The 22,665-nt window shown below is 74.2% G+C and carries 20 protein-coding genes; 9 read left to right on the top strand and 11 right to left on the bottom strand.

Translation table 11 applies throughout. The features are described 5' to 3' along the window. Positions 1 to 35: 35 nt before the first annotated feature. The 4 genes from ACZ4WV_RS23610 (at position 36) to ACZ4WV_RS23595 (ending at position 4,917) form a co-directional block, all read left to right on the top strand. Entirely contained in the window at positions 36 to 1,034 is a 999-nt protein-coding gene (locus ACZ4WV_RS23610; RefSeq protein ID WP_465749804.1) for a cytochrome c oxidase assembly protein, read from the top strand. A 321-nt stretch (positions 1,035 to 1,355) separates the two neighbouring features. Next, on the top strand, positions 1,356 to 2,498 hold the full coding sequence (rsgA, locus tag ACZ4WV_RS23605; RefSeq protein WP_465749802.1) for a ribosome small subunit-dependent GTPase A: 1,143 nt from the start codon (positions 1,356 to 1,358) through the stop codon (positions 2,496 to 2,498). 299 nt (positions 2,499 to 2,797) lie between these two features. Continuing rightward, on the top strand, positions 2,798 to 4,411 hold the full coding sequence (locus tag ACZ4WV_RS23600; protein ID WP_465749800.1) for a DNA-3-methyladenine glycosylase 2 family protein: 1,614 nt from the start codon (positions 2,798 to 2,800) through the stop codon (positions 4,409 to 4,411). Next, the gene (locus ACZ4WV_RS23595; RefSeq protein WP_465749798.1) at positions 4,408 to 4,917 is read left to right on the top strand and encodes a methylated-DNA--[protein]-cysteine S-methyltransferase; all 510 of its coding nucleotides are present in this window, start codon (positions 4,408 to 4,410) and stop codon (positions 4,915 to 4,917) included. The genes ACZ4WV_RS23600 and ACZ4WV_RS23595 overlap by 4 nt, the downstream gene beginning before the upstream one ends. A 19-nt stretch (positions 4,918 to 4,936) precedes the next feature. Here ACZ4WV_RS23595 and ACZ4WV_RS23590 read toward each other — a convergent pair whose 3' ends face one another. Together ACZ4WV_RS23590 and ACZ4WV_RS23585 are read right to left on the bottom strand one after the other, a co-directional pair. Beyond that, the gene (locus ACZ4WV_RS23590) at positions 4,937 to 5,446 is read right to left on the bottom strand and encodes a GNAT family N-acetyltransferase (protein WP_465749796.1); all 510 of its coding nucleotides are present in this window, start codon (positions 5,444 to 5,446) and stop codon (positions 4,937 to 4,939) included. 67 nt (positions 5,447 to 5,513) lie between these two features. Next, positions 5,514 to 6,041 carry a MarR family winged helix-turn-helix transcriptional regulator gene (locus tag ACZ4WV_RS23585; protein ID WP_465749794.1) on the bottom strand — a complete coding sequence of 176 codons (528 nt, stop codon included), beginning with the start codon at positions 6,039 to 6,041 and terminating at the stop codon, positions 5,514 to 5,516. A gap of 170 nt (positions 6,042 to 6,211) precedes the next feature. On the opposite strand from ACZ4WV_RS23585, the gene ACZ4WV_RS23580 reads away from it, so the two are divergent. After that, positions 6,212 to 7,720 (top strand): MFS transporter, encoded by a 1,509-nt coding sequence (locus ACZ4WV_RS23580; RefSeq protein WP_465749792.1) that lies wholly within the window; start codon positions 6,212 to 6,214, stop codon positions 7,718 to 7,720. Positions 7,721 to 7,744: 24 nt separating this feature from the next. On the opposite strand, the gene ACZ4WV_RS23575 is transcribed toward ACZ4WV_RS23580, so the two are convergent. From ACZ4WV_RS23575 to ACZ4WV_RS23555, 5 genes are all read right to left on the bottom strand, one after another. After that, the gene (locus ACZ4WV_RS23575; protein ID WP_465749790.1) at positions 7,745 to 8,062 is read right to left on the bottom strand and encodes an aminoacyl-tRNA hydrolase family protein; all 318 of its coding nucleotides are present in this window, start codon (positions 8,060 to 8,062) and stop codon (positions 7,745 to 7,747) included. Then, positions 7,969 to 8,298, bottom strand: coding sequence for a hypothetical protein (locus tag ACZ4WV_RS23570; RefSeq protein WP_465749789.1), 330 nt, complete (start codon positions 8,296 to 8,298; stop codon positions 7,969 to 7,971). Before ACZ4WV_RS23570 ends, ACZ4WV_RS23575 begins: the two co-directional genes overlap by 94 nt. A 96-nt stretch (positions 8,299 to 8,394) precedes the next feature. Next, positions 8,395 to 9,027 (bottom strand): DUF305 domain-containing protein, encoded by a 633-nt coding sequence (locus ACZ4WV_RS23565; RefSeq protein ID WP_465749900.1) that lies wholly within the window; start codon positions 9,025 to 9,027, stop codon positions 8,395 to 8,397. A 128-nt stretch (positions 9,028 to 9,155) separates the two neighbouring features. After that, positions 9,156 to 9,806, bottom strand: a complete 651-nt coding sequence (locus ACZ4WV_RS23560) for a DUF3105 domain-containing protein (RefSeq protein WP_465749788.1) — start codon at positions 9,804 to 9,806, stop codon at positions 9,156 to 9,158. 103 nt (positions 9,807 to 9,909) lie between these two features. Then, entirely contained in the window at positions 9,910 to 10,425 is a 516-nt protein-coding gene (locus ACZ4WV_RS23555; RefSeq protein ID WP_465749786.1) for a hypothetical protein, read from the bottom strand. Positions 10,426 to 10,808: 383 nt separating this feature from the next. Between ACZ4WV_RS23555 and ACZ4WV_RS23550 the strand changes: the two genes are divergently transcribed. Then, complete coding sequence (locus tag ACZ4WV_RS23550) at positions 10,809 to 12,431, top strand: protein phosphatase 2C domain-containing protein (protein ID WP_465749784.1); 1,623 nt, start codon at positions 10,809 to 10,811, stop codon at positions 12,429 to 12,431. Between the two features lie 398 nt (positions 12,432 to 12,829). On the opposite strand, the gene ACZ4WV_RS23545 is transcribed toward ACZ4WV_RS23550, so the two are convergent. The 4 genes from ACZ4WV_RS23545 to ureA all read right to left on the bottom strand — a co-directional run bounded on the left by ACZ4WV_RS23545 (position 12,830) and on the right by ureA (position 17,029). Next, on the bottom strand, positions 12,830 to 13,429 hold the full coding sequence (locus ACZ4WV_RS23545) for a TetR/AcrR family transcriptional regulator (RefSeq protein WP_465749782.1): 600 nt from the start codon (positions 13,427 to 13,429) through the stop codon (positions 12,830 to 12,832). Positions 13,430 to 13,518: 89 nt separating this feature from the next. Then, positions 13,519 to 14,565, bottom strand: a complete 1,047-nt coding sequence (locus ACZ4WV_RS23540; RefSeq protein ID WP_465749780.1) for an agmatine deiminase family protein — start codon at positions 14,563 to 14,565, stop codon at positions 13,519 to 13,521. A 35-nt stretch (positions 14,566 to 14,600) separates the two neighbouring features. Beyond that, positions 14,601 to 16,322 carry an urease subunit alpha gene (locus tag ACZ4WV_RS23535; protein WP_465749778.1) on the bottom strand — a complete coding sequence of 574 codons (1,722 nt, stop codon included), beginning with the start codon at positions 16,320 to 16,322 and terminating at the stop codon, positions 14,601 to 14,603. After that, complete coding sequence (gene ureA, locus ACZ4WV_RS23530; RefSeq protein WP_465749776.1) at positions 16,319 to 17,029, bottom strand: urease subunit gamma; 711 nt, start codon at positions 17,027 to 17,029, stop codon at positions 16,319 to 16,321. The genes ACZ4WV_RS23535 and ureA overlap by 4 nt, the downstream gene beginning before the upstream one ends. 667 nt (positions 17,030 to 17,696) lie before the next feature. Here ureA and ACZ4WV_RS23525 point away from each other — a divergent pair. The 3 genes from ACZ4WV_RS23525 to ACZ4WV_RS23515 all read left to right on the top strand — a co-directional run bounded on the left by ACZ4WV_RS23525 (position 17,697) and on the right by ACZ4WV_RS23515 (position 22,656). Further along, positions 17,697 to 18,113 carry an ATP-binding protein gene (locus ACZ4WV_RS23525; protein ID WP_465749774.1) on the top strand — a complete coding sequence of 139 codons (417 nt, stop codon included), beginning with the start codon at positions 17,697 to 17,699 and terminating at the stop codon, positions 18,111 to 18,113. 381 nt (positions 18,114 to 18,494) lie between these two features. Beyond that, positions 18,495 to 20,747, top strand: coding sequence for a SpoIIE family protein phosphatase (locus ACZ4WV_RS23520; protein ID WP_465749772.1), 2,253 nt, complete (start codon positions 18,495 to 18,497; stop codon positions 20,745 to 20,747). Between the two features lie 274 nt (positions 20,748 to 21,021). After that, positions 21,022 to 22,656, top strand: a complete 1,635-nt coding sequence (locus ACZ4WV_RS23515; protein ID WP_465749770.1) for an esterase/lipase family protein — start codon at positions 21,022 to 21,024, stop codon at positions 22,654 to 22,656. Positions 22,657 to 22,665: the final 9 nt, after the last annotated feature.

The following is a 22,665-nucleotide window of genomic DNA, read 5'->3' as shown; positions in this document are numbered from 1 at the left end:
ACGGGTACCGATGGGTGCCGACGGGTGCGGACGGGATGGGTGGACGGATGGACGGCTCGGCGCTTGCGTACGGCGGACCGCCCGCGTGGCAGTGGTCCGACCTGATCACCGCCTGGACCTTCGAACCGCTGGTGGCGGCGCTCACCGTACTGCTCGGCGGCTGGTACCTGGCCGCGGTGCGCACCGTCCACCGGTCCGGCGGGCGCTGGCAGCCCACCCGCACCGCCGCCTTCCTCGGCGGGCTGCTGCTGTGGGCCTGGTGCACCTGCTCCGGCCTCGGCGTGTACGAGCGGATCCTCTTCACCGACCGCGCCGTACAGGTCGTGCTACTGCTCATGGTCGTCCCGCTGCTGCTGGCCCTCGGGGCGCCGGTGTCGCTGCTGGTCGAGGCCTCGCCGGCGCCCCGCCGCGAGCGGATCCTGCGGGTGCTGCGCAGCCGGCCGTCCAGGGTGCTGATGTTCCCGGCGGTCTCCACCGCGCTGCTGATGGCGCCGCCGTGGCTGCTGTACTTCACACCCTGGTACGAGTGGTCGCTCTCCAGCGGGCTGGGCAACCTGGTGCTGCACCTGGCGCTGGTGCTGCTCGGCCTCGCCTACTTCTGGCCGCGGCTGCAGCTCGACCCGGTCGGGCACGAGTACCCGCACCTGGTGGGGCTGTTCATCACCTTCGCCGAGGTGATCTTCGACGCGGGCCTGGGGATCGTGCTGATCTACGGCGGCCACCTCGTCGCCGAGCACTACTACGCGGCGCTCGGACGGCCCTGGGGGCCGAGCCTGGCGCAGGACCAGACCTGGGGCGGCAACGCCTTCTGGGTGCTGGGGGACTTCGTCGGGCTGCCGTTCCTCGCCGCGCTGGTGCGGCGGATGGTGGTGCAGGGGCGGGAGGAGACCAAGGCCGTGGACGCCGAGCTGGACGCCCGCTTCGAGGCGGCGGCCGAGCAGGCCAGGGCGGCCGGGCTGCCGGAGGAGGACGAGACCGGGATGCGGCCCTGGTGGCTGGACGACCCGAACCTCAAGCACCGGTACGGCGGCTAGCGGAGCACGGGGTGGGGGGCGGGCGCTCGTCGGACTGGGCGGACTTGTGGTCTTCGCCCGCCGCGGGGGCCGCGGGGGCGTTTCCGCAGGTCAAAAACGGGTTGGCCGTCCACGGCCGTTCCACTAGCGTGTGACGCGTCCGGTTCGGAGGCCGTTGGGCCGTCCGAGGAGTAGAGAGCAGGAGGTGAACCCGGTGGTCGTTGTCGCCCCGATAGCTGCCCAGGGCAGCACTCGCGTTCACCTCCTCGTCCCGGCCGCCGGCTGAGCCTTCCGCGCCAGCCGTAGCCCGCCGGGACCATCTCCTCCCGAAGGGCCACTGCGTTGTTCAACGCTGCCTCCGTTCCGTCGTACTCTCCTTCGTCTTCCTCTTCTGGTTTCTCCTCCTCCGGCGAGGACTCCCCGCTGTCCCGCTACGGATGGACGCCCGAGCTCGACGAGCTCTTCGAGCCGCTCGCCGAGGTCGGGCTGCTCCCGGCCCGCATCGTCCGGATCGACCGCGGTCAGTGCGACGCCGTCCTGGCCGACCCGGAGACAGGCGAACTGCGCACCGTCCGGCTCGACACCCGGCCGGTGGGTGACGCCGACATGATCAACTGCCCGTGCACGGGCGACTGGGCCGCCGTCGACCTGCACGCCCAGCCGATGGCCGCCGTCACCGCGCTGCTGCCGCGCTCCACCGCGATCATCCGCAAGGTGGCCGGCAAGCGCTCCGACGGCCAGGTGCTCGCGGCCAACGTGGACACCGTGCTGATCGCCGCCTCGCTCGCGGCCGACCCCGACCTCGGCCGGATCGAACGCTTCCTCGCCCTGGCCTGGGAGTCCGGCGCCGAGCCGCTGGTCGTCCTCACCAAGGCCGACCTGGTCGACGACGCCGACTTCATCCGCGCCGACGTCGAGGCGGTCGCCCCCGGAGTCACGGTGCTGGTCGTCAGCGCGGAGACCGGCGAGGGCATCGACGTGCTCCGTGCCTGCGCCCCCGGCACCACGGTGGTGATCGGCCAGTCCGGCGTCGGCAAGTCCACCCTCACCAACGCGTTGGTCGGAAACGACGTGATGGTCGTGCAGGAGGCCCGGTCGGTCGACCAGAAGGGCCGCCACACCACGACCACCCGCGAGCTGATAGCCCTGCCCGGCGGTGGGGTGCTGATCGACACCCCGGGGCTGCGCGAGGTCGGCCTCTACGGTGGCGAGGGCGTGGACCTGGCCTTCGCCGACATCGCCGAGCTGGCCGAGGAATGCCGCTTCCACGACTGCAACCACCACACCGAGCCCGGCTGCGCGGTCCGGGCAGCGCTGGACGACGGCACCCTGCCGCAGCGCCGGATGGACAGCTACCTGAAGCTCCAGCGCGAGAACGAGTGGATCGCCTCGCGTTCGGACGCCCGGGTGGCCAAGGCCCGGTTGAACAAGTGGAAGGCGATCACCAAGTCGATGCGAGCCGCGGGAGGTCCGGTGAAGCGCTGACCGAGCGGGGCGGGGGGGGGGGGGGGGGGGGGGGGGGGGGGGGGGGGGGGAGGCAACACACCACCCCACCCCCCACCCCCCCCCCCCCCCACCCCCCCCCCCCCCCCCCCCCCCCCCCCCCCCCCCCCCCCCCCCCCCCCCCCCCCCCCCCCCCCCCCCCCCCCCCCCTCCCCACCGACCCTCCCCACCGATCGGTGCCGGTCGGAGCTGTGGGAGCGGTCGGGACGTCTTCGGGCCCCCGAACGGCGATGTCCGATTCCCGCCAGTCACCCCCCGCCCAGTGCCGCAGACTGGACAGCGTGATCGACGACGACATCCGGTACCGAGCCGTGGACAGCCGCGACGCCCGCTTCGACGGGGTGTTCTTCACGGCGGTCACCTCCACCGGCATCTACTGCCGACCGAGCTGCCCCGCCGTGACGCCCAAGCGCACCAACTGTCGCTTCTACCCCAGCGCCGCCGCCGCCCAGGGCGCGGGCTTCCGCGCCTGCCGCCGCTGCCGCCCCGACTCCGTACCGGGCTCCCCGGAGTGGAACCACCGCGCCGACCTGGTCGGCCGCGCGATGCGCCTGATCGGTGACGGCGTGGTGGACCGCGAGGGCGTCGCGGGTCTGGCCGACCGGCTCGGCTACAGCGCCCGCCAGTTGCAACGCCAGCTCACCGCCGAGCTCGGCGCCGGCCCGATCGCCCTGGCCCGCGCCCGCCGCGCCCAGACCGCCCGCCTGCTGCTGCAGACCACCGAGCTACCCGTCACCGACATCGCGTTCGCGGCCGGCTTCGCCTCCGTCCGCCAGTTCAACGACACCGTCCGCGAGGTCTACGACCGCACCCCCACCGCCCTGCGCGCCGAGGTCGCGGCCGGGCGCCGCACCGCGACCCCGGCCGGTGGCCTGACCCTGCGCCTCGCCTACCGCGGCGCGATCGACAGCGACCACGTGATCGACTTCCTCGCCCTGCGCGCCGTCCCCGGCGTGGAGGAGGTCGTGCTCGGCCCGCGCTCCGGCGTGCGCACCTACCGGCGCACCCTCGCGCTCCCGTACGGGCACGGCATCGCCGAGGTCGACGGCCTCGCGCCGGGCGAGCCCCGCACCCGCGGCTGGCTCGACTGCCGCCTGTTCCTCGCCGACCTGCGCGACCTGCCGACCGCCGTACAGCGCCTGCGCATCCTCTTCGACCTGGACGCCGACCCGGACGCCGTCGACGAGCAGCTCGGCGCCGACCCGGTCCTCGGCCAGCTGGTGCGCGAGCGCCCCGGCGTGCGCTCGCCCGGACACGTGGATCCGCACGAACTGGCCGTGCGCGCCGTCCTCGGCCAGCAGATCACCGTCGGCGCCGCCCGCACCCTGGCGGGCCGGCTCGCCGAGAAGTACGGCACCGCACTGCCCGAGCCGAGCGGCGGCCTGCGGCTGCTCTTCCCCACGGCGGCGGCCCTGGCCACCGCCGACCCGGAGGACTTCGCGATGCCGGCCGCCCGCCGCCGTGCGCTCACCGGCCTGTGCGCCGCGCTGGCGGAGGGCACCGTCCGCCTCGACAGCGGCGTGGACCGGGAGGAGGCCGCGACCCAGCTGCTGGCCCTGCCCGGCATCGGCCCCTGGACGGTCGGCTACCTGCGGATGCGGGCCCTCGCCGATCCCGACGTCTTCCTCCCCGGCGACCTCGGCGTCAGGCACGGCCTCCTGCGGCTCGGCGCCGACGGGGAGCCGAAGTCCGCCGGCCGCGCGGCCGAGGCCTGGGCCCCGTGGCGGTCCTACGCCGTCCACCGGCTGTGGGCCGGGGCGGCAAGCCCCAGCCCCAGCCTCAGCCCCAGCGCCAGCATCAGCGCCGGCTCCAGCGCCAGCCCCGGCTCCAGCGCCAGCCCCGGCCCCGGCCCCAGCACTAGCATCAGCACCGGAACGGAGAACGACCCGGCATGAGCACCACCGTCTACACCACCATGGAGAGCCCCTTGGGCCGGCTGCTGCTCAGCGGCGTGCTGCCCGAGGACGGCGGTCCGGCGGCCCTGGCCACCGTCACCGCGCCCGGCCAGAAGTACGCGCTGGCCGAGCCCGCCGACGGCTGGGAGCCCGACCCCGAGGCCCTCGCCGAACCGGTGGCCCAGCTGAGCGCCTACTTCGCCGGCGAGCGCACCACCTTCGACCTGCCGCTCGCCCCGGTGGGCACCGAGTTCCGCCGCCGGATCTGGGCCGCACTGGACGCGATCCCGTACGGCAGGACCGTCACCTACGGCCAACTCGCCGAGCTGGCCGGGCAGTCGCCGCGGATGGTCCGGGCGGTCGGCGGCGCGGTCGGCGCCAATCCGCTGCTGATCGTCCGCCCCTGCCACCGGGTGCTGGGCGCGAGCGGTGCGCTCACCGGCTTCGCCGCGGGCGTGGACCGCAAGCGTTGGCTGCTGGAACTGGAGAGCGGCACGCTGTTCTGAACCTCGCTCCCCGGCGGGCTCAACCGCGCAGATCCACCCGCCAGTTGTTGCTGAGCATGAACCGCCCGGGCGGGAACTCGAAGTCCGTCCGGCCGAGCAGGGTGAATCCGGCCCTCGCGCACACCGCGTTGGAGGCGGGGTTGTCCACCGACGGGAACGCGTGCAGGTGGCGGTGCGCGGCCTCGCGCCGGGCGGCCTCGACGGCGGCCCGGGCGGCGGCGACGGCGATGCCCCGTCCCTGGTGGCCGGGCAGTACGTTCCACCCCATCTCATGCACGGTCTCGCCCTCCCACGTTCGGGTGCCGTAGCCGACCGTCCCGACCGCCTCGCCCTCGGGCAGCAGCACGATCCGGTACATGCAACCCAGCCCGGACGGGACGAAGTCCAGGTAGCGCCGGTGCCGGTGGAGCAGTTGTTCCTCGGTCTCCGGCCCGCCGACGTGTTCCTTCATCTTCGGGGTGTTGACCCGGCGCAGCAGCGCGAGGTCGGCGTCCGTCCAGGGCTGGAGCTGGATCTCAGCGGTGCTCATGCGGGGGACGCTAGTGGTCGCCGGCCGCCGGGGACCAGTTCTTTTCGGGCGCCGGTGACCAGCGGTTTCAGTCGCCGGGGCCGGCCGGTGGCGGCTGCTCGCCCGGACCGCCCGGCTGTGCCAGGGCGCGGGCCAGCTGTTCCAGTGCGGGCAGGGCGTGGACGACCGCCTCGCGGTCGGCCGCGGCGAGGGTGCCCAGGGCGGTGGCGATCCGCCGCTCGTGGGCGTGCTGCCAGTCGTCCAGCTGGCGCCGCCCGGCCGGGGTGAGCGCGATCCGGGCGGTGCGCCGGTCGCCGGGGTCGGCCTGGCGGTCCACGAAGCCGGCCTCCAGCAGCTTGCCGACCAGCCCGCTGACGGTGTTGGGGGCGAGCCGCTGCCGGGCGGCGAGTTCGCCGACCCGTAGCGGGGCGGCGGCGAGCGTCTGGAGGAGTTCGACCTGCGCCATCGGCAGGGACTCCCACGGGTACTCGGTGCGGATGCTGCTGCGCAGCGCGCGGCGCAGCCGGGTGACGGTGTCGGTCAGCCGCCGGGCGTGCTCGACCGCCGGGTCGGGGGCTTCGGCGGCGGGCTCGGGAACGTGCGGTGACGACGGCATGGCGGACAGCGTATCGCCTGGTACGGGGCGTTTCCGGGGCGCCGTCCGCCCCTCGGACGCGGCGCGGACGCCGTGCGGACGCCGGGCAGACCCGGGCAGGGTGGCACGCTTCGTATCGCAGGGCGATCAACTCGCAGAAGGAACATATCTGCATCCGATATATTGGCCGTATGAACGCCACCGCCCTTGCCGCGCGCCTGCTCACCGAGCGGCCCCGGCCCCGCGGCATCGCCGGCTGGCGCCACGCCCACTGGCTGGCCGTCGGCACGGTCTGTCTCGGCGCCTTCCTCGGCCAGCTCGACGCCAGCGTGATCGCCCTGGTCTTCCCCGCCCTTGGCCGCCACTTCCACGCGGGCTTCGCCGCCGTCGAGTGGGTCGCGCTCGCCTACCTGCTCGTCCTGGTCGCCCTGCTGGCCCCGATCGGCCGGCTCTCCGACCTGGTCGGCCGCAAGACGATGTACATCGGCGGCTTCGCGGTGTTCGGACTGTCCTCGCTGGGCGCCGGCTTCGCCGCCGGCCTGTGGGTCCTGGTCGCCTGCCGAGCGGTCCAGGCCGTCGGCGCCGCGATGATGCAGGCCAACAGCGTCGCCCTGGTGGCCCGGGGCGTCCCGGAGCACGCGATGCGCCGCGCGCTCGGCATCCAGGCCGCCGCCCAGGGCCTCGGGCTGGCGCTCGGCCCCAGCCTCGGCGGGCTGCTGGTGGAGCACGCCTCCTGGCGGTGGGTGTTCTGGGCGAACGTGCCGATCGCGGTGTTCGGCATCCTGGCCGGCTGGTACCTGCTGCCGCGCACCCGGGCCTGCGGACCGACCGCTGCCCTACGGCCGCGCAGCACCCCCGCCGCAACCGTTGCCACCGCTGCCACCGCTGCAACCGCCGGGGCCGGCGAACCGCGGACGCCCCGCTTCGACCTGCCCGGCATGCTGCTGCTCACCGGCGCGACCACCGCACTGCTGCTCGCCCTGTCCACCGCCTCGGGCCTGCCGCTGCCCGGCTGGGCCGTCGCCGCCCTGCTGCTCGCCGCCGCCGTCCTCGCGCTGGCCCTGGTGCGCCAGGAGCGGCGGGCCGCCCGGCCGATCCTGGCCCCGGGGCTGGTGAACACCCCGGGCGTGCGGTCCGGGCTGGTGGTCGCGCTGATCGGCTACCTGCTGCTGTTCTGCCCGCTGGTGCTGGGTCCGGTGCTGCTCACCGGCGCGGGCATGTCGACGGCCGCCGCCGGCCTGGTGGTGACCCTGCTGCCGGCGGCCTTCGCGGTGGCGGCGACGGTCGGCGGCGGGCTGTTGCCCCGGGGCTGGTCGGACGCCGCCCGGTGCCGCTTCGGCGCGGGACTGGCGGGCGCCGGACTGCTGCTGTTCGCCCTGCTGCCGGTCTCCGGTGCGGCGGTGGCGGCCCCGCTGCTGATCGCCGGGTACGGACTGGGCCTGCTGCTGCCCGCCAACAACGCGCTGGTGATGCGGGCGATCCCGGCGGAGTGCTCGGCGGTCGGCGGCGGCATGGTGAACATGGCCCGCAGCCTCGGCACCGCGCTCGGCATGGCGCTGTCCGTCCTCGGCGTCCACCTGGCGGGCGCGGCGTCCGGTGGGCGGACGGTGCTGGTCGTCCTCGCGGTGGTCGCGGTGGCGGCCGCCGCGCTGACCAGCCAGACCCCGGCCCCGGCCCGCGAGCGCCTCAGGACCGGCTGATGTTCAGGGTGTCCTGGGCCCGGTTCAGGCCGAGCCGGGCCAGCGCCTCCGGGGCGTCGGCGCAGCGGTCCAACACCCCGGCACCATGGCCAGTTCTCCGTCCGAGAACTTCAGCAGCGCGTGGTCGCCGACGCTCTGCCCCTTCGGCGGGCGCCCGATGCCGAACCGCAGCCGGACGAAGTCGCGGGTGCCGAGCGCCTCGCCCACCGAGCGCACCCCGTTGTGCCCGCCCGGCCCGCCGCCGCGCTTCACCTTGCCGGCGCCGTACGCGAAGTCCAGGTCGTCCTGGACGACCACCAGGTGCCCGACCGGCACGCCGTGACAGCGCAGCAGGGCGGCCACCGGGCGGCCGGACCAGTTGATGAACCAGAGCGGCAGAGCAGGTAGGCCGGCAGCACCCGGCGGCCGTCCACCTCGATCTCCGCGACCAGGGTGGCGATCCCGCGCCGGCGGAACCGGGCGCCGTGCCGCTCGGCCGACCGGTCCACGGTCAGGAAGCCCGCGTTGTGCCGGGGCAGCCGGAACCACCGGCCGGGGTTGCCGAGGCCGGCGATCAGCCAGGGGGCGTCAGCGGCCATACGGGTTCAGGAGGCGGGACGGCGGACGGCCGGAGCGCGGTGCGGGGGTCGCGTACGGGACCGCCGCCGCGCCCCGGCCGTCCGGGGGCCCTGGTGTCAGGACGCGGGCACGCCGGGGGCGGCGCCGCGCTCCTTGAGCATGTCGGTCATCAGCTCCAGCTCGGAGGTCTGGGCGACCACCATCGACTGGGCGAGCCGCTTCTCGACGTCGTTCTTGGCCAGGTCCACGTAGCCCTGGGCCATCTCGACGCCGCCCTTGTGGTGCTCGATCATCAGCTGCAGGTAGTACACCTCGGCGTCCCGCCCAGTGAGCGTGCGCAGCTTCGCGATCTGGGCGTTGGTGGCCATACCGGGCATCAGCGAACCGTCGTGGGCCGTGTAGTCGTGGTCCATCTTCATCCACGCCATCGGCTTGGCGGTCGAGTGCTGCGACAGCCCCCACTGGTCGAGCCAGCCCGTCATCATGCCGCGCTGGTTGGCCTGGGTGTTGATGATGTCGAAGGCCAGGGTGCGGGTCGGCTCGTCGGCGGTGCGGTCCCGGACGATGAACGACAGGTCCACCGCCTGCTGGTGGTGGGTCGCCATGTCGCGGGCGAACCCGGCCTCGGGCGAGTCGTCCGCCGGGACGGCCACCGAGGAGGTGCCGGAGGCCGACGTCCCGCTCGCCACCAGGGCCGGCACCCCGAGCGCCAGCGCCACCGCGGCGGCCAGCGCGGCGGGCCACCACAGCCGCCGGCGGCCGGGCCGGGCGGCCGGCTCGTCCAGGGTGCCCGCGTCCTGCGGGATGCCCGGGTCCGCCGCGTCGTTCGCCGGCAGGTCCGCCGCCGAGGACTCCTCGGGGCTGGCCGCGTCGGCGGTCACATCTGCCCCATGGTGCAGGAGGCGCCCGGCTCCTGGGTCTGCTTGCCCTGGACGTACTTGGTGAAGAACTGGTTCACCCGCGGGTCGGTGGCACTGTCCACGATCAGCTGGGTGCTCCAGGCGTTCAGGGTGATGGTGCCCTGCTCGTCCGGGTACGGGCTCATCAGCGAGTACGGGGTGGTCTTGACCTTGTCGGAGAGGATCTTGATGTCGTCCGGGGTGGCCTTGCCGTTGTACGTCACCCAGACCGCGCCGTGCTCCAGCGAGTGGACGGCGCGCTCGTTCTCGACCGGCTGGTCGTAGACGTGGCCCATGCAGTCCAGCCAGACCGCGTTGTGGTCGCCGCCCACCGGCGGGGTCATCGGGTAGTTGACCTTGTCCTTGACGTGGTTGCGGCTCAGGTCGCCGAAGGTCTTCACACCCGGGATGTCCGCGTTGGCGGCGGCCTCCTTGTCCTTCTTCTTCTGGTTCTGGTCCATGACGATCCAGGTGCCGGTGGCGATCGCGCCGATCACCAGCACGCCGGCCGCCACCGAGGCGACGATCTTGTTGCGGCGGTCGCGGCGCTGCTCGGCGGCGCGCAGTTCGGCGATCCGGGTGCGGCGGTCGGCGGTGCCCTTGTTGGACTGCTTGGAGGCGGAACCCATGACGGTTGTCCTTGTCCCCGCCGCGCACGGTCGTGGCGGCGGACGGCTGAGGTGGAGTGGGGAGGCGGATCCGCCGACGGGAGCCGTCGGCGGCGGGTTCCGCTCAGGACCGGTGGACCTGGAGTTCGTGCAGATCGGGCGCCGGGTGCGGGCCGTCCAGCAGTCCCGCGGGCACCACTCGGGGCAGCGCCTCGGGCGCCGGAGCGGCGAGCGGTGAGACGGCGGGCTCCGGATGCGGCGGCGGGTTCGGCAGCTGCGCGTCCTGCGGGCAGAACGGGTGGCTGGAGCAGCCGTTGTTGCGTGGCGGCTGGCCGTCGGCGGTGCACAGGATCCAGTGGTCCTGCTCCGCGGCGAGCTGCTGCCGCTCGGACGCCCTGGCGGTGTGGCCGGTCCGTCCGGTGTGCGGAGCGGGCGCGGTGGCCTGCGCGGCGCTGACCACCGAGACGGCGACCGCCGGGGCCGGCGCGGGGCGGGCGGGGCCGTCGGCCGCGCTCGACTGGCCCGCGCAGGGCAGCGCGGTCAGCAGGGCGACCAGCAGCAGGACCAACAGCGCACCCGCCGGGCGGCCCGTCGGTGCGGCCCTCCCCGGTCGGGGCGAGCTGGGGGCCGACGCGGTCATGCGGACATTTAATCAGCCGAACGGGTGAAGCGATGCCCCTCCTCGGCCCCCATTTTCGGCGGCCTCTGCCCTGCAATGTCCAGGAAACACCCTGCTCGGGGCAGAGCCGGCAAGCACGGACGGAACGGAAGCGAAAGCCGTGGTGACGGGCCTGCCGCAGGCCCGTCACCACCTCTTCGCCTCCGCTCCGCGGCCTCTACGCCCGCCCGGCGGCGCCCCGGTCACGCTCCGGCGAAGTGGCTGGTGGGACGCGGTGGCCGGGATGATCCGGTGGGTGACCGGTTGTCGCCGAAACCCGGACAGCGTCGTTGCACTCGGAGACAATGACGCCAGTTCGGCCCCGTCGGGGGCGGCGCGACCACGGACCCACCAGGAGCCGCCAGATGAGCAAGCAGGGTGCACCCGCACAGCCGCCCCGGCCGGGCGACGGCTGGTGGGACACGGTCTACGACGGCCCGGCGAGCACCCTCCCCGACACCCCGCACGCCGACCCGGGCGACGGCAGCGTGGACGACTGGTTCGACACGGCGGTCGGACTGATCGGGCAGCAGCGCACGGCGGAGCCGGAGCCGGAGGCCGTCGCGGAACCGCCCGCGAGGGACAGCATCGACGACTGGTTCGACACCGCGATCGGCGTGATCGGGGGGACCGGCGCGAGCGAGGGGACCGAAGGGATCGGGCGCCAACGCACCTCGACGGAGACCCACCAGTTCCCCGCCCCCTCCTTCGCCGTCGATGAGCCTCCGGCGGACCCCACGCCCACGCCTGCGCCCACGCCTGCGCCAGAGCCGGAGCCCGAGCCCGAGCCCGAGCCCGAGGCACCGTCCCTCCCGATCTCGCTGGACAAGCCCGCCGCCCCGGCCCCCGCCGCCGAGCCGACGCCTGAAGCGGCTCCCGAGCCGAAGCCCGAAACCGACCCGGCGGCCCCGCAACCCCCGGCCACCACCGAAACCCCCACGCCCACCCCAACCCCGGAACTCGAACCCGAACCCGAACCCGAGCCCGACCACGCCCCCCAGCCCGACCCCGAGCCGGCGCCCGCCGCCCCCGACCCCCGGCTGGCCCTCCGCGGCCCGCTCGCCGGCACCGGCCCCACCGTCCCGCACGTCGGCGAGCGCCCCCCGACCTACGGCCCCGAACCGACCGCCGTACCGGAGGCGGATCCGGGCTCACTCGCCGCGGTCGTCCCCGACACCGCCCTGGAGGGCGCCCAGTACGGGAGCACCGTGCTGCGCGCCGTCTCCGTCCGGGGCGACTCCGCCCGCTACCGGGGCGAACCGCGCCGCGACAGCCTGCTGGTGACCAGGTTCGGCGACGGTCCCGACGGACTGCTGCTCGCCGTCCTCGCGGGCTTCGACCGCACGGGTGCAGCCGACGACGGGGTGCTCACCGCGCAGGCCGCGGCCACCGCCACCGGCGAAGCCTGCCGTCAACTCGCCGCCGCGATCGGCCGCAGCCGGTCCGGCCTGGCCACCGATCTGCGCGACGGCGCCCGGGACCGGCTGCGGTACGGCCTCCAGCGCCTGGCGACCAGCGCCGCCGCACCATTGCGCGCACTGGCACCCCAGGCCGAGGGAGAGGGGGCACCCTCCCCGGCCGCGCTGCACTGCCTGATGGTCTCGCTGGACCCGTCGGCGGGCTACCGCGCGGCCTTCGGCGTCGGACCAGGCGGCCTGTACCTCCTGCGTTCCGGCCACTGGATCGACGCCTACGCCGCCCGGCTGCTCCACCACCCGGACGGCCAACCCCCACTGCCGGACGCCCCCACGGCGGACCCGCGCCCGTTCCGCTTCCGCCTCGTCCCGGCCACCCCCGGCGACATCCTGCTGCTCTGCGCCCCGGGCCTGTCCGTGCCGATCGCCGAAGAGCCGGCCGTCGCCCACTTCCTCTCCTCCCACTGGGCCCACCCCCACCCCCCGGGAACAGTCGACTTCCTCCGCCAGGTCCAAGTCCGCGCAAAGGGCTACGCCGACGACCGCACAGCCGCCGCCGTCTGGACCGAGTAACGGAACGGCCCCGCCGCCCCCGGAAGTCGGCCCCGCCGACTTCCGGCGGTTGAGGAGCAGACGGGCCTGCGCTCACCTACCGACCTCCCGACACCACGCTTCGGCTCTCCAGCCCCGACCCCTGGCACGCCGCCCCGAGAGCCACGCCAACTCCCGCGGAGCCACCACCCTGCACGAAAAGTCGGCGGGTTCGACTTTTCGTGCGCGGCTGGCTCGATAGGGATGAATCAGTAGACCGATCCACATATTTTTCCGAGAGGAACGCGTGTGTAGGAAGTCGGCGGGGTCGACTTCTGATGCGTACGGCGCGCGGGCGCGCGCCGTGGCGGCAGGGGTCGAGTGGGCGGGCTTCGGGGGCGGGTTTGGGGGGCGGTTGGGGGCTGCGCTCGCCCGCGGGCTCAGGTGTGGAGGAGGATCTTGGCGACTGCTGTGGCCTGGGCGAGGGCGGCGGGGTGGTTGGCGTCGGGGAGGCCGATGGCGATGGGGACGGCCAGGCCGTCCAGGAGGGCGCGGAGTTGGGTGGCGCGGTCGGCGGCTGGGCCAGGGGTGAAATGGCCGGTGGTGGCGCCCTCTTCGAGGAGGGTGACCAGGTCGGCCTGCCAGGGGGCTTCGATCTCCTGCTGGCCCTGGCGGATCTCGGCGCTGGCGGGGGAGCGGCCCCACACCTCGACCCAGAGGATCCAGCGCGGGTCGCCCGGTCCCTCGGGGAGGTAGAGCCGGAGGTAGGCGTCGAGGCGCTGCCAGGGGTCGGCGGTGTGGTCGGTGAGGGCTTCGTGGCGGCGGGCGCCGAGCTGGTCCTCGCTCCAGCGGAGGGTCTCCAGCAGCAGTTGGTCCTTGCTGCCGAAGTAGTAGAGCAGGTGCCCGGCGCTCATCTGGAGCTGCTTGCCGAGGCCGGCCATGGTGAGCTTGGCGAGCCCGTGTTCGGCGATCGCGGCCCGGGCGGTGGCGAAGACCTCCTCGCGGGGGCGCGCCGGACGGCGCGGGCGGGCGTCCGCCATGTGCTGTGCTCTCCCTCGGTGGTGCGGAGTTCGGAAGGCCGGCCGGGTGGGAGCGCACCGCTCCCACCCGGGTGGATCGTCTCAGCGGGTCAGAGGGCCTTGGGCTGCTGCTGGGTGATGCAGTGGATGCCGCCGCCGTTGGCGAAGATTTCGCGGGCGTCGACGAGTTCGACGGTGCGGCCGGGGTAGGCCTTGGCGAGGATGTCGGCGGCTTCCTGGTCGCGCGGGTCGGCGAAGGCGCACAGCACGACCGCGCCGTTGGCCACGTAGTGGTTGATGTAGGAGTAGTCGACCGGCCCGCCGTCCTCGTCCAGCAGGACGGTGGGGGCGGGCAGTTCGATGACCTCCAGCGGGCGGCCCTGGGCGTCGGTGGAGGCGCGCAGAATGGCGACCAGTTCCTTGCAGACCTCGTGGTCCGGGTGGGCCGGGTCCGGCTGGACGTGGGCGACCACGACGCCGGGGCGCACGAAGGAGGCGACGATGTCGATGTGGCCGCGGGTGCCGAACTCGTCGTAGTCGCGGGTGAGTCCGCGCGGCAGCCAGATGGCCTTGGTGGTGCCGAGGAAGGCGTGCAGCTCGGCCTCGACCTCCTTCTTGGTCCAGTCGGCGTTGCGGCCCTCGCCGAGCTGGACGGTCTCGGTGACCAGCACCGTGCCCTCGCCGTCGACGTGGATGCCGCCGCCCTCGTTGATCAGCCGGGAGGCGAAGCGCTGGACGCCGGTGAGGTCGCCGATGTGTTCGGCGATGTGCTGGTCCTTGTCCCAGCGGGCCCAGGACTGCGCGCCCCAGCCGTTGAAGATCCAGTCCGCGGCGGCCACCGAGCCCTTGCCGTCGATCAGGAAGGACGGACCGATGTCGCGCATCCAGGCGTCGTTGAGCGGGCGCTCGACGATCTCGACCTGCTCGGAGACGTAGCGGCGGGCGGCCTCGGTCTCGCCGGTGTTGACGATCAGCGTGACCGGCTCGTACCTGACGATGGTGTCGGCGACGGCGGCCCAGGCCCGGCGTGCCGCGTCCAGCTGCTCGGGGCCGTCGAAGGTGGGGTTGGTGGTCGGGAAGGCCATCCAGGTGCGGTCGTGGGGGTGCCACTCGGCGGGCATCCGGTAGCCGAGGGAGGCAGGCGTGGGGGTGGTCATCGTCGAGTCCTTGAGGGGAGGATCGGAGGAGGAGATCAGAGGAAGTAGAGGCGGCTGAGGGAGACGCTGTCGGCGGGTTCGGAGCGCAGCGGCGAGCCGTCCAGGGAGACCAGGCCGGTTTCGGTGACCTCGACCTGGCCGATCCGGGCGTTGCGCACCATGTCGCGCGGGCCGATGCCGCGGGTGCCCCGGACGCCGACGCGGCGGCGGCGGGTGGGCAGCCCGTCGGCGGGGCGGTCGAGGTAGGCGCCGTCGGCGGCGGCCTGGGCGACGAAGGCCACCGAGATGTCGGCGGCGGTGGCGCCGTGGGCGCCGAACTGCGGCCCGAGGACGAGCGGTTCGCAGCGGTCGGTGGAGGCGTTGGGGTCGCCGACGACACCGTACGCGGGGAAGCCGGACTTGAGGACGAGCTGCGGCTTGGCCCCGAAGTGGTCCGGGCGCCACAGCACGATGTCGGCGAGCTTGCCGACCTCGATCGAGCCGACCTCGTGGGAGAGGCCGTGGGCGATGGCCGGGTTGATCGTGAGCTTGGCGATGTAGCGCAGCACGCGCTCGTTGTCGTCGCCGTTCTCGGTCGTCCCGTAGGAGCCGGCGCCGTCCATGGGGCCGAGTTCGGCCTTCATCTTGCCGGCCATGGCGAAGGTGCGGCGCACGGTCTCGCCGGCCCGGCCCATGCCCTGGGCGTCGGAGGAGGTGATGCCGATGACTCCGAGGTCGTGCAGCACGTCCTCGGCGCCCATGGTGCCGGCCCGGATGCGGTCGCGGGCCATGGCGGCGTCGCCGGGCAGGTCGACCTTGAGGTCGTGCGCGGAGACGATCATGCCGAAGTGCTCGCCGAGCGCGTCGCGGCCGAAGGGCAGGGTGGGGTTGGTGGAGGAGCCGATGACGTTCGGCACGCCCGCCATCTTCAGCACGTTGGGGACGTGCCCGCCGCCGCAGCCCTCGATGTGGAAGGCGTGGATGGTCCGGCCCTCCAGCACCTTCAGGGTGTCCTCGACGGAGAGGCACTCGTTCAGGCCGTCGGTGTGCAGGGCGACCTGGACGTCGTACTCCTCGGCGACCCGCAGCGCGGTGTCCAGGGCGCGGGTGTGGGCGCCCATGTCCTCGTGCACCTTGAAGCCGGAGGCGCCGCCCTCGGCCAGGGCCTCGATCAGTGGGGCCTCGTCGGAGGACGAACCGCGGCCGAGGAAGCCGATGTTGACGGGCCAGGCGTCGAAGGCGTTGAACGCGTGGCGCAGCGCCCAGGGGGAGTTGACGCCGACGCCCCAGACCGGGCCGAACTCCTGGCCGATGATGGTGGTGACCCCGGAGGCGAGCGAGGCCTCCATGATCCGCGGCGAGAGCAGGTGGACGTGGGTGTCGATGGCGCCGGCGGTGGCGATCATGCCCTCGCCGGAGACGATCGTCGTGCCGGTGCCGACCACCACGTCCACGCCGTCCAGGGTGTCCGGGTTGCCGGCCCGGCCGATGGAGGCGATCCGGCCGCCGATCAGACCGATGGACGTCTTGCGGATGCCCTGGATCGCGTCGATGACCAGGACGTTGCTGATCACCACGTCGCAGGTGTCGCGGACGGCGGCGGGCTTGAGGTGCAGGCCGTCGCGGGCGGTCTTGCCGAAGCCGGCCAGGAACTCGTCGCCGGGCGCCTGGGAGTCGGACTCGACGCGGACGATCAGGCCGCTGTCGCCGAGCCGGATGCGGTCTCCGGCGCGGGGGCCGTGCACGGCGATGTAGTCGTGGGGAGTGATCGACGTCATGACGGCACCTCCGCGTCGTCGAAGCTGGTCAGGTAGCCGGTGGCGCGGGCCTTCGCGAGGGCCGCCTCCTTCGCGCCGGGCGCGTCCAGGGGGCCGTCCACGAGCCCCGCGAATCCGATCGCGACCCGCTCGCCGCCGATCGGCACCAGGCCGACCTCGACGGTGGCGCCCGGGTCGAAGCGGACCGAGGAGCCGGCCGGGACGGCGAGGTGGGTGCCGTAGGCGGCGGCGCGGTCGAAGGCCAGGCGCGGGTTGGCCTCGAAGAAGTGGAAGTGGGAGGTGACGGAGATCGGCACCCCGGCGGTGTTGTGGACGGGGATCAGCAGTGTCTCCTCGACCGGGTCGTAGCCGGCGCCGTCGCCGATCAGGGCGCTGCCGGGGGCGTCGTCGCCGAGCGAGCCGGCGCCCTTGAACGGGTCGTTGACGACCGCGAGGCGGGTGCCGTCCTCGAACACGGCCTCGACCTGGACGACGGTGACCACGTCCGGCACGCCGGGCAGCACGTCGTCGGCGGTCAGCACGGAGCGGCCGGCCTCGATGGCCTCGGCCAGGCGCAGGCCGTCGCGGGCGGCCTCGCAGACGGTGTCCGCGATCAGGGCGGTGGCCTCGGGAATGTTGAGGCGCACGCCCCGGGCGCGGCGGGCGCGGGCCAGCTCGGCTGCTGTGAAGATCAGCAGCCGGTCCCGCTCGGTGGGGGTCAGTCGCACGGTTCCTCGCTCGCTCGTCGGCCGGGGAGGGGGTGGCCGGGGCCGGGCTTCCGGGGTGATGTTCGGACCATCGTTTAGAACGTCGTTCAAACATCTCGGGGTCATTGAACCCGGCCCGGGGCGTCGTGTCCAGCCTCCGCGTCCACCTCCGTGTCCCCTGTGTCTCGACCCTCCGCGTCCACCGCCGTGTCCAGCCTGGCGGCTCCGGCCGGGTCAGGCCCGTCGGACGGCCGGCCGGGGTGGGGCCGCATTCGCGCGCCCGGCGCGGGCGTCGCGAAGGCGGGGCACGCGGCCGGGCGCACGGTCCGTACGGGCGCCGGGTGTGCGCGGGATCGGACGGGGGCGGCTTCGAAAACCGCCACTGCGCTTCGCAAACCTGTCCGGCGCGGGCAGTTGGATCACGTGAACCTCCCCGTGCCCCTTTCACCCCACGTGATCGGACGCACACTGTTGCAAACGTCGTCAACTGGGCATGAGGATGGGTGGTCAGAACGCGGGGGCCACCCGGCCGGCGGGGGATCCGGAGGCGGGGGCCCGGACTCGAGGGCGGGGGCATGTGTTGATGGACGGTCAGTCGCGATTCCCGCGGCAACGGACGAGTTCGGGCGACGCCTACCGGGCCGGAACGGCCCCGGGCCCTGCCGCCGGCGTCGGCGCCGGGACGACCGTGTCCGGCGCGTCGGCGCCCGGCTGCGCGGTGCACCGCCGGCTGCACCTGACGATCGACCCGGCCGACCTGGTCGCGGTCGGCGCGGTCCGGCACCGGCTCCGCGCGGCACTGAGCCACTGGGGCGTGCCGGAGCTGTCCGACACCGCCGAACTGCTCTCCTCCGAGCTGGTCACCAACGCGCTGCTGCACACCGGCAAGGGCGCGGTCTTCGAGGCCGTGCTCGGCTCGGACAGCCGGCTGCGGATCGAAGTGCAGGACGGCGCCAGCCGACTGCCCGGGCGCCGGCGCGATCCGGAGCCCGAGTACGCGACCTCGGGGCGCGGGCTGCTGCTGGTGGAGGCGCTCGCAGATGCCTGGGGCGTGCAGCTGAAGGGCGACGGCAAGATCACCTGGTTCGAGCTCGCCCTGTCCTGAGCCGGGGCCCGCCCCGAGTCGCCGTCCCGCTCCCAGCCGCCGCCCCGCCCCGCTCCCAGCCGCCGCCCGCCCCGAGCCGCCGCGCTGCGCCGCGACTCTTACCCACCGCCCGCGCACCCGTTCGCGGTCGATCGATCCGTCCCCGAAGCAAGCCCTGAACAAAAGGCGGAGCCCAAGATTTCCGGGCCGTTGCCATTGCCGCTCGGCCGAACATTGGCCAGGATGGTGGGAATGTGTGCCCACGTGCGGCAAGCAGCGGGGAGACCGAACCTCGACTGAGCACCGCCCGTCGGCACCGTCCGACCCAGCACGACCCATCACACCGCCACGCGGCCCGTCCGGACGGTCGGCGCGGTCCGCCACGGCAGCGGCAGGAGCAGCATGCCCACTGAGCCCGAGTCGCCGGGGCCGGCCCTTCCTCCCGGCGCGCCCGCCGTGGAGCCGCCGCGAGCCACCCGCCCGCCCGCGCAGGCCTCCCGCCGGAGCCGGCTGCGCACGCCCCCCGCACTCGCCGCCGGACGGCTGGCGCCCGTGCTGCCCGGCGGGCTGCCGCCCTCCTCCGCCGACTCCATGCCGGACTGGCTGGAGCCCGCGATGGCCGCCAACGGCATCGGCTCCTTCGACTGGGACATCCGCCGCGACGTCCTGGAGGGCGACCAGCGCGCCTGCGCGATCATCGGCCTGGACGACGTCGAGCGCAGCCGCTTCGACCGCACCGCCGCCTCCTTCATGTCCCTGCTGCACCCCGAGGACGCGCCCGTGGTGCGCCGCCGGGTCGAGCGCGCGGTGGCCGAACTGGGCCAGTGCGGCGCCTACTACCGCACCGTCGGGCCGAACGGCACGATGCGGGCGGTGCGCTTCCGCGGCCGGGTCCTCGCGGACGCCTTCGGCCGCGCCTCCCGGATGGTGGGCTTCGTCTGGGACGCCACCGTCGAACTGCACAAACGCGACCGCGCCGACCGGCTCGCCCAGCTACGCGAGGAGCGCTCCCGGTTCATCAAGGAGGCCGCCCGCGCGCTCTCCGAGGCCGTCACCGTCCGGGACGTGGCCCGGGTCTTCACCGAGCTGCCGCTGCCCGGACTGCCACCGGACGGCCTGGTGCTCGCCTCCTTCGAGGCCGGCCGGACGCAGATCCTCGGCGCCTCCGGCTACCGCTCGGAGTCGCTCGCGGTCTGGGACCGCGCCGTGCTGCCGGCCGCCCACCCGGCCGCCGAGGCGCTCAAGCACCGGACGCCGGTGTTCGTCTCCAACCGCGGGGAGTTCCGCGAGCGCTACGCCGGCGTCTGGGAGCAGACCAACCGCACCGGCCGCGGCTCCTGGGCCTACCTGCCGCTGGTGGCCAGCGGCCGGGCGATCGGCGTGTGCGTGGTCAGCTTCGACGACGAGCGGGAACTGGACGCCGACGAGCGCACCCTGCTGACCACCCTGGGCGGGCTGGTCGCCCAGTCGCTGGCCCGGGCCCGGCTGCACGACGCCGAGCACGAGCTGGCGGCCGGTCTGCAGCGGGTGATGCTGCCGCGCACCGTCCCCTCCGTGCCCGGGGTGACCACCGCGGTGCGCTACCTCGCGGCGGGCTCCGGCCTGCAGATCGGCGGCGACTGGTACGACGTGGTGCCGCTGCCCGGCGGGCACGTCGGCCTGGTGATCGGCGACGTCCAGGGCCACGACGTGCACGCCGCCGGCATCATGGGCCAGCTGCGGATCGCGCTGCGCGCCTACGCCGCCGAGGGCCACCCGCCCGCCGCGGTGATGGCCCGGGCCTCCCGCTTCCTCGCCGACTTGGACACCGACCACTTCGCCACCTGCGCCTACGCCGAGGTCAACGTGGACTATGGCGTGGTCTACGCGGTGCGGGCCGGCCACCTCGACCCGGTGGTGCGCCGCGCCGACGGCACCGCCGCCGTCGTGCCGGTGGCCGGCGGACTGCCGCTGGGCATCGACCCCGACCAGGAGTACCGGGTCACCCGGTTCAGTCTGGACCCGGGCGAGACGGTGCTGCTGTGCACCGACGGCCTGGTCGAGGCCCGCGGCATGGACCTGGACGAGGGCATCGACCGGCTCACCCGCGCACTCGCCCGGCCGCTGCCGGTCGCCCGGGAAGCCGCCCGCGACCCGCTGGAGGACCTGGCCGACCGGATCGCCTCCCAGGCCGCCGACTCCAGCGAGCGCGAGGACGACATAGCGCTGCTGCTCCTGCGCTGGGACGGCCCGGAAGGTGGGCTCACCACCCAGCAGCTGCGCCGCCGGATCGGTCAGGCCGACCTCGCGCGGATCGCCGAGGTCCGCGCCGAACTGCGCGACGCGCTGCGCCGCTGGGGCGTCGCCGAGTTCATCGACACCGCCGAGCTGCTCTCCTCCGAGCTGGTCACCAACGCCATCCGGCACACCGACCGGGACGCCATGTTCACCGCCCGGCTCTACCGGGAGCCGGACGCGGACGGCGGCCGGGCCCGGCTGCGGGTCGAGGTGGAGGACGAGTCCGACCTGTGGCCGACCCGCCGCACGCCCGGCGAGCAGGCCTCCTCCGGGCGCGGACTGATGCTGGTCGAGGCCCTGGCGGACGCCTGGGGCGTGGAGCCGCGCGGCTCCGGCAAGCGGATGTGGTTCGAACTCAGCGGGGCGGGCGCCGCCTGAGCGCGGGCGGCCCGACCATCGTCGCCTGAACGCGGGCCCTCGTCCGTCGCAGCCTGAAAGCGGTCCGCCCGGCCGTCGCCGTGCGGAGTCGCCCGGTCGCAGTGAGGCGGCAATTGTTCGTGCGTCAGCGCAATGGGTGCGCACGGCGGTCCCGTCTGCGAGTCTGAAACCAGGTCACGCGCCGCGGCGCGTCCCGGCAGCCGACGAGGTGTGTGGCTCGGCTCGCCGACTCCAGGCGGGCGGCCCCGACCACTGCCGTACCGAGGATCACGCCATGGTGCCGGTCTTCCACCACCACCCGGACGCGGACGCCGTCGATTCCCCCACCATCCCGCTGCCGCCGCCGCGCCCGGAGCCGGCCGCACCCCCGTATGCCGTCGACGGCGCCGCCCGGCTGCCGCTGATCTACGTCCGCGGCTTCGCCGGCGGTACCTCCGGCATCGACAGGCAGGTGGACGACCCCTTCTACGGGTTCAACGCCGGCTCGACCCACATCCGGGTCGGCGGCGACGGCACCGCCCAGTACTACCAGTTCGAGAGTCCGCTGCTGCGGCTGTTCGCCGACGACGGCTACCACCCGCTGACGGCAGGTGACCCGAAGGCGTACCTGCGCTCCTGCGAGGCCGGGTCGGTGGACCCGGCGACCGTCTGGATCCACCGCTTCTACGACGACTCCGCCGACACCTTCGGCAAGCGGGCCGCCGACTTCGACATCGAGGCGTCGGCCCGCGACCTGTACGAACTCGTCCAACTGGTCCGGGAGAAGACCGGCGCGGACAAGGTCCACCTGATCGCCCACTCGATGGGCGGCCTGATCTGCCGCAGCATGCTCCAGAAGTGGTCCTACGACAGCGCCGGGGACTTCCGGCCGACCGTCCCCGGCAAGGACCTGGTCGACAAGTTCTTCACCTACGGCACCCCGCACGGCGGGATCGGCTTCGCCGTCGGCGCCGGTCTGCTCGACGAACTCATGGAGGACCTCGGCCCGGTCGGGTCCGACGTGTTCTCGCCCGAGAGGATGTACGGCTATCTGGTGCCCGGCGTCGAGTACGGCACCGAGGCCCCGGACGGCTGGCGGGCCCAGCGGATCCCGCCCGAGGCCTTCGACACCGACCGGGTGTTCTGCGTGATCGGCACCGACGCCGGCGACTACGGGCCGGCGCGGAAGGTGGTCGGCCCGCAGAGCGACGGCCTGGTGGCGATCGGCAACGCCTGTGTCGACGGCGCGCACCGCGCCTACGTCCACCGCTCGCACTCCGGCCGCTACGGTCTGGTCAACTCCGAGGAGGGCTACCAGAACCTGCGCCGCTTCCTGTTCGGCCGCAAGCGGGTGGCGGTCGCGCTCGCCGGCCTGGACCCCGGGCCGACCGTGACCGACGGCCGCCGGACGTTCCGGCAGGGCGAACTCCAGCTCTCCATCCGCGGACTGCCCGTGGTGGTGCACCAGCAGCTGGCAGCGCACTACTGCCCCGTCGCGCTGGAGCCCGGCCCCGACGGCGGCCCCGTCCAGCTCACCACCGTCTTCCTGCTCGATCCGCTCACCGCGCCCACCGACGGCACCCGGGAGCCGGTCTCACCGCCGTCGCGCTACGCCCTGCACCTGAGGGTCTCCCGGCTGACCGAGGAGCACGGACTGCTGTTCTGGCGCGACCAGCTCGCCCAGACGGCGGACTGGGACGACACGCTGATCGTCGACGTGGGGCACGAGAGTGACGACCCCAAGGGCGAGTTGCGGATCTGGGCGGCCTGGAACTCCGAGCTGCCCGGGGCGATCGCCGACCGGGACCGGCTCGGCGCCGGGCCGCTCGGCCCCGACCAGGATGCGATCCGCGTCCCGCTGCCGCCGGGCGCCGGCCGACTCCTCGGTGCCCGTGCCGAGGTGGTCCTCACACCCGGGCTCTGGAACTGACCCCGGAGC

The sequence above is a fragment of the Kitasatospora sp. NPDC029312 genome, from assembly GCF_055569215.1.
Note: the sequence above shows the minus strand (reverse complement) of the source record. Positions and strands in the feature narration are given on the sequence as shown.

What these genes read in the sequence shown, in the direction of transcription:
- ACZ4WV_RS23610 (WP_465749804.1), top strand. Translation starts at nt 36, where the DNA reads ATGGGTGGACGGATGGACGGCTCGGCGCTTGCGTACGGCGGACCGCCC.
- ACZ4WV_RS23540 (WP_465749780.1), bottom strand. Translation starts at nt 14,565, where the DNA reads ATGACCACCCCCACGCCTGCCTCCCTCGGCTACCGGATGCCCGCCGAG.
- ACZ4WV_RS23560 (WP_465749788.1), bottom strand. Translation starts at nt 9,806, where the DNA reads ATGGGTTCCGCCTCCAAGCAGTCCAACAAGGGCACCGCCGACCGCCGC.
- ACZ4WV_RS23535 (WP_465749778.1), bottom strand. Translation starts at nt 16,322, where the DNA reads ATGACGTCGATCACTCCCCACGACTACATCGCCGTGCACGGCCCCCGC.
- ACZ4WV_RS23515 (WP_465749770.1), top strand. Translation starts at nt 21,022, where the DNA reads ATGGTGCCGGTCTTCCACCACCACCCGGACGCGGACGCCGTCGATTCC.
- ACZ4WV_RS23520 (WP_465749772.1), top strand. Translation starts at nt 18,495, where the DNA reads ATGCCCACTGAGCCCGAGTCGCCGGGGCCGGCCCTTCCTCCCGGCGCG.
- ACZ4WV_RS23595 (WP_465749798.1), top strand. Translation starts at nt 4,408, where the DNA reads ATGAGCACCACCGTCTACACCACCATGGAGAGCCCCTTGGGCCGGCTG.
- ACZ4WV_RS23570 (WP_465749789.1), bottom strand. Translation starts at nt 8,298, where the DNA reads ATGGCCGCTGACGCCCCCTGGCTGATCGCCGGCCTCGGCAACCCCGGC.
- ACZ4WV_RS23555 (WP_465749786.1), bottom strand. Translation starts at nt 10,425, where the DNA reads ATGACCGCGTCGGCCCCCAGCTCGCCCCGACCGGGGAGGGCCGCACCG.
- ACZ4WV_RS23550 (WP_465749784.1), top strand. Translation starts at nt 10,809, where the DNA reads ATGAGCAAGCAGGGTGCACCCGCACAGCCGCCCCGGCCGGGCGACGGC.
- ACZ4WV_RS23580 (WP_465749792.1), top strand. Translation starts at nt 6,212, where the DNA reads ATGAACGCCACCGCCCTTGCCGCGCGCCTGCTCACCGAGCGGCCCCGG.
- ACZ4WV_RS23590 (WP_465749796.1), bottom strand. Translation starts at nt 5,446, where the DNA reads ATGAGCACCGCTGAGATCCAGCTCCAGCCCTGGACGGACGCCGACCTC.
- ACZ4WV_RS23545 (WP_465749782.1), bottom strand. Translation starts at nt 13,429, where the DNA reads ATGGCGGACGCCCGCCCGCGCCGTCCGGCGCGCCCCCGCGAGGAGGTC.
- ACZ4WV_RS23585 (WP_465749794.1), bottom strand. Translation starts at nt 6,041, where the DNA reads ATGCCGTCGTCACCGCACGTTCCCGAGCCCGCCGCCGAAGCCCCCGAC.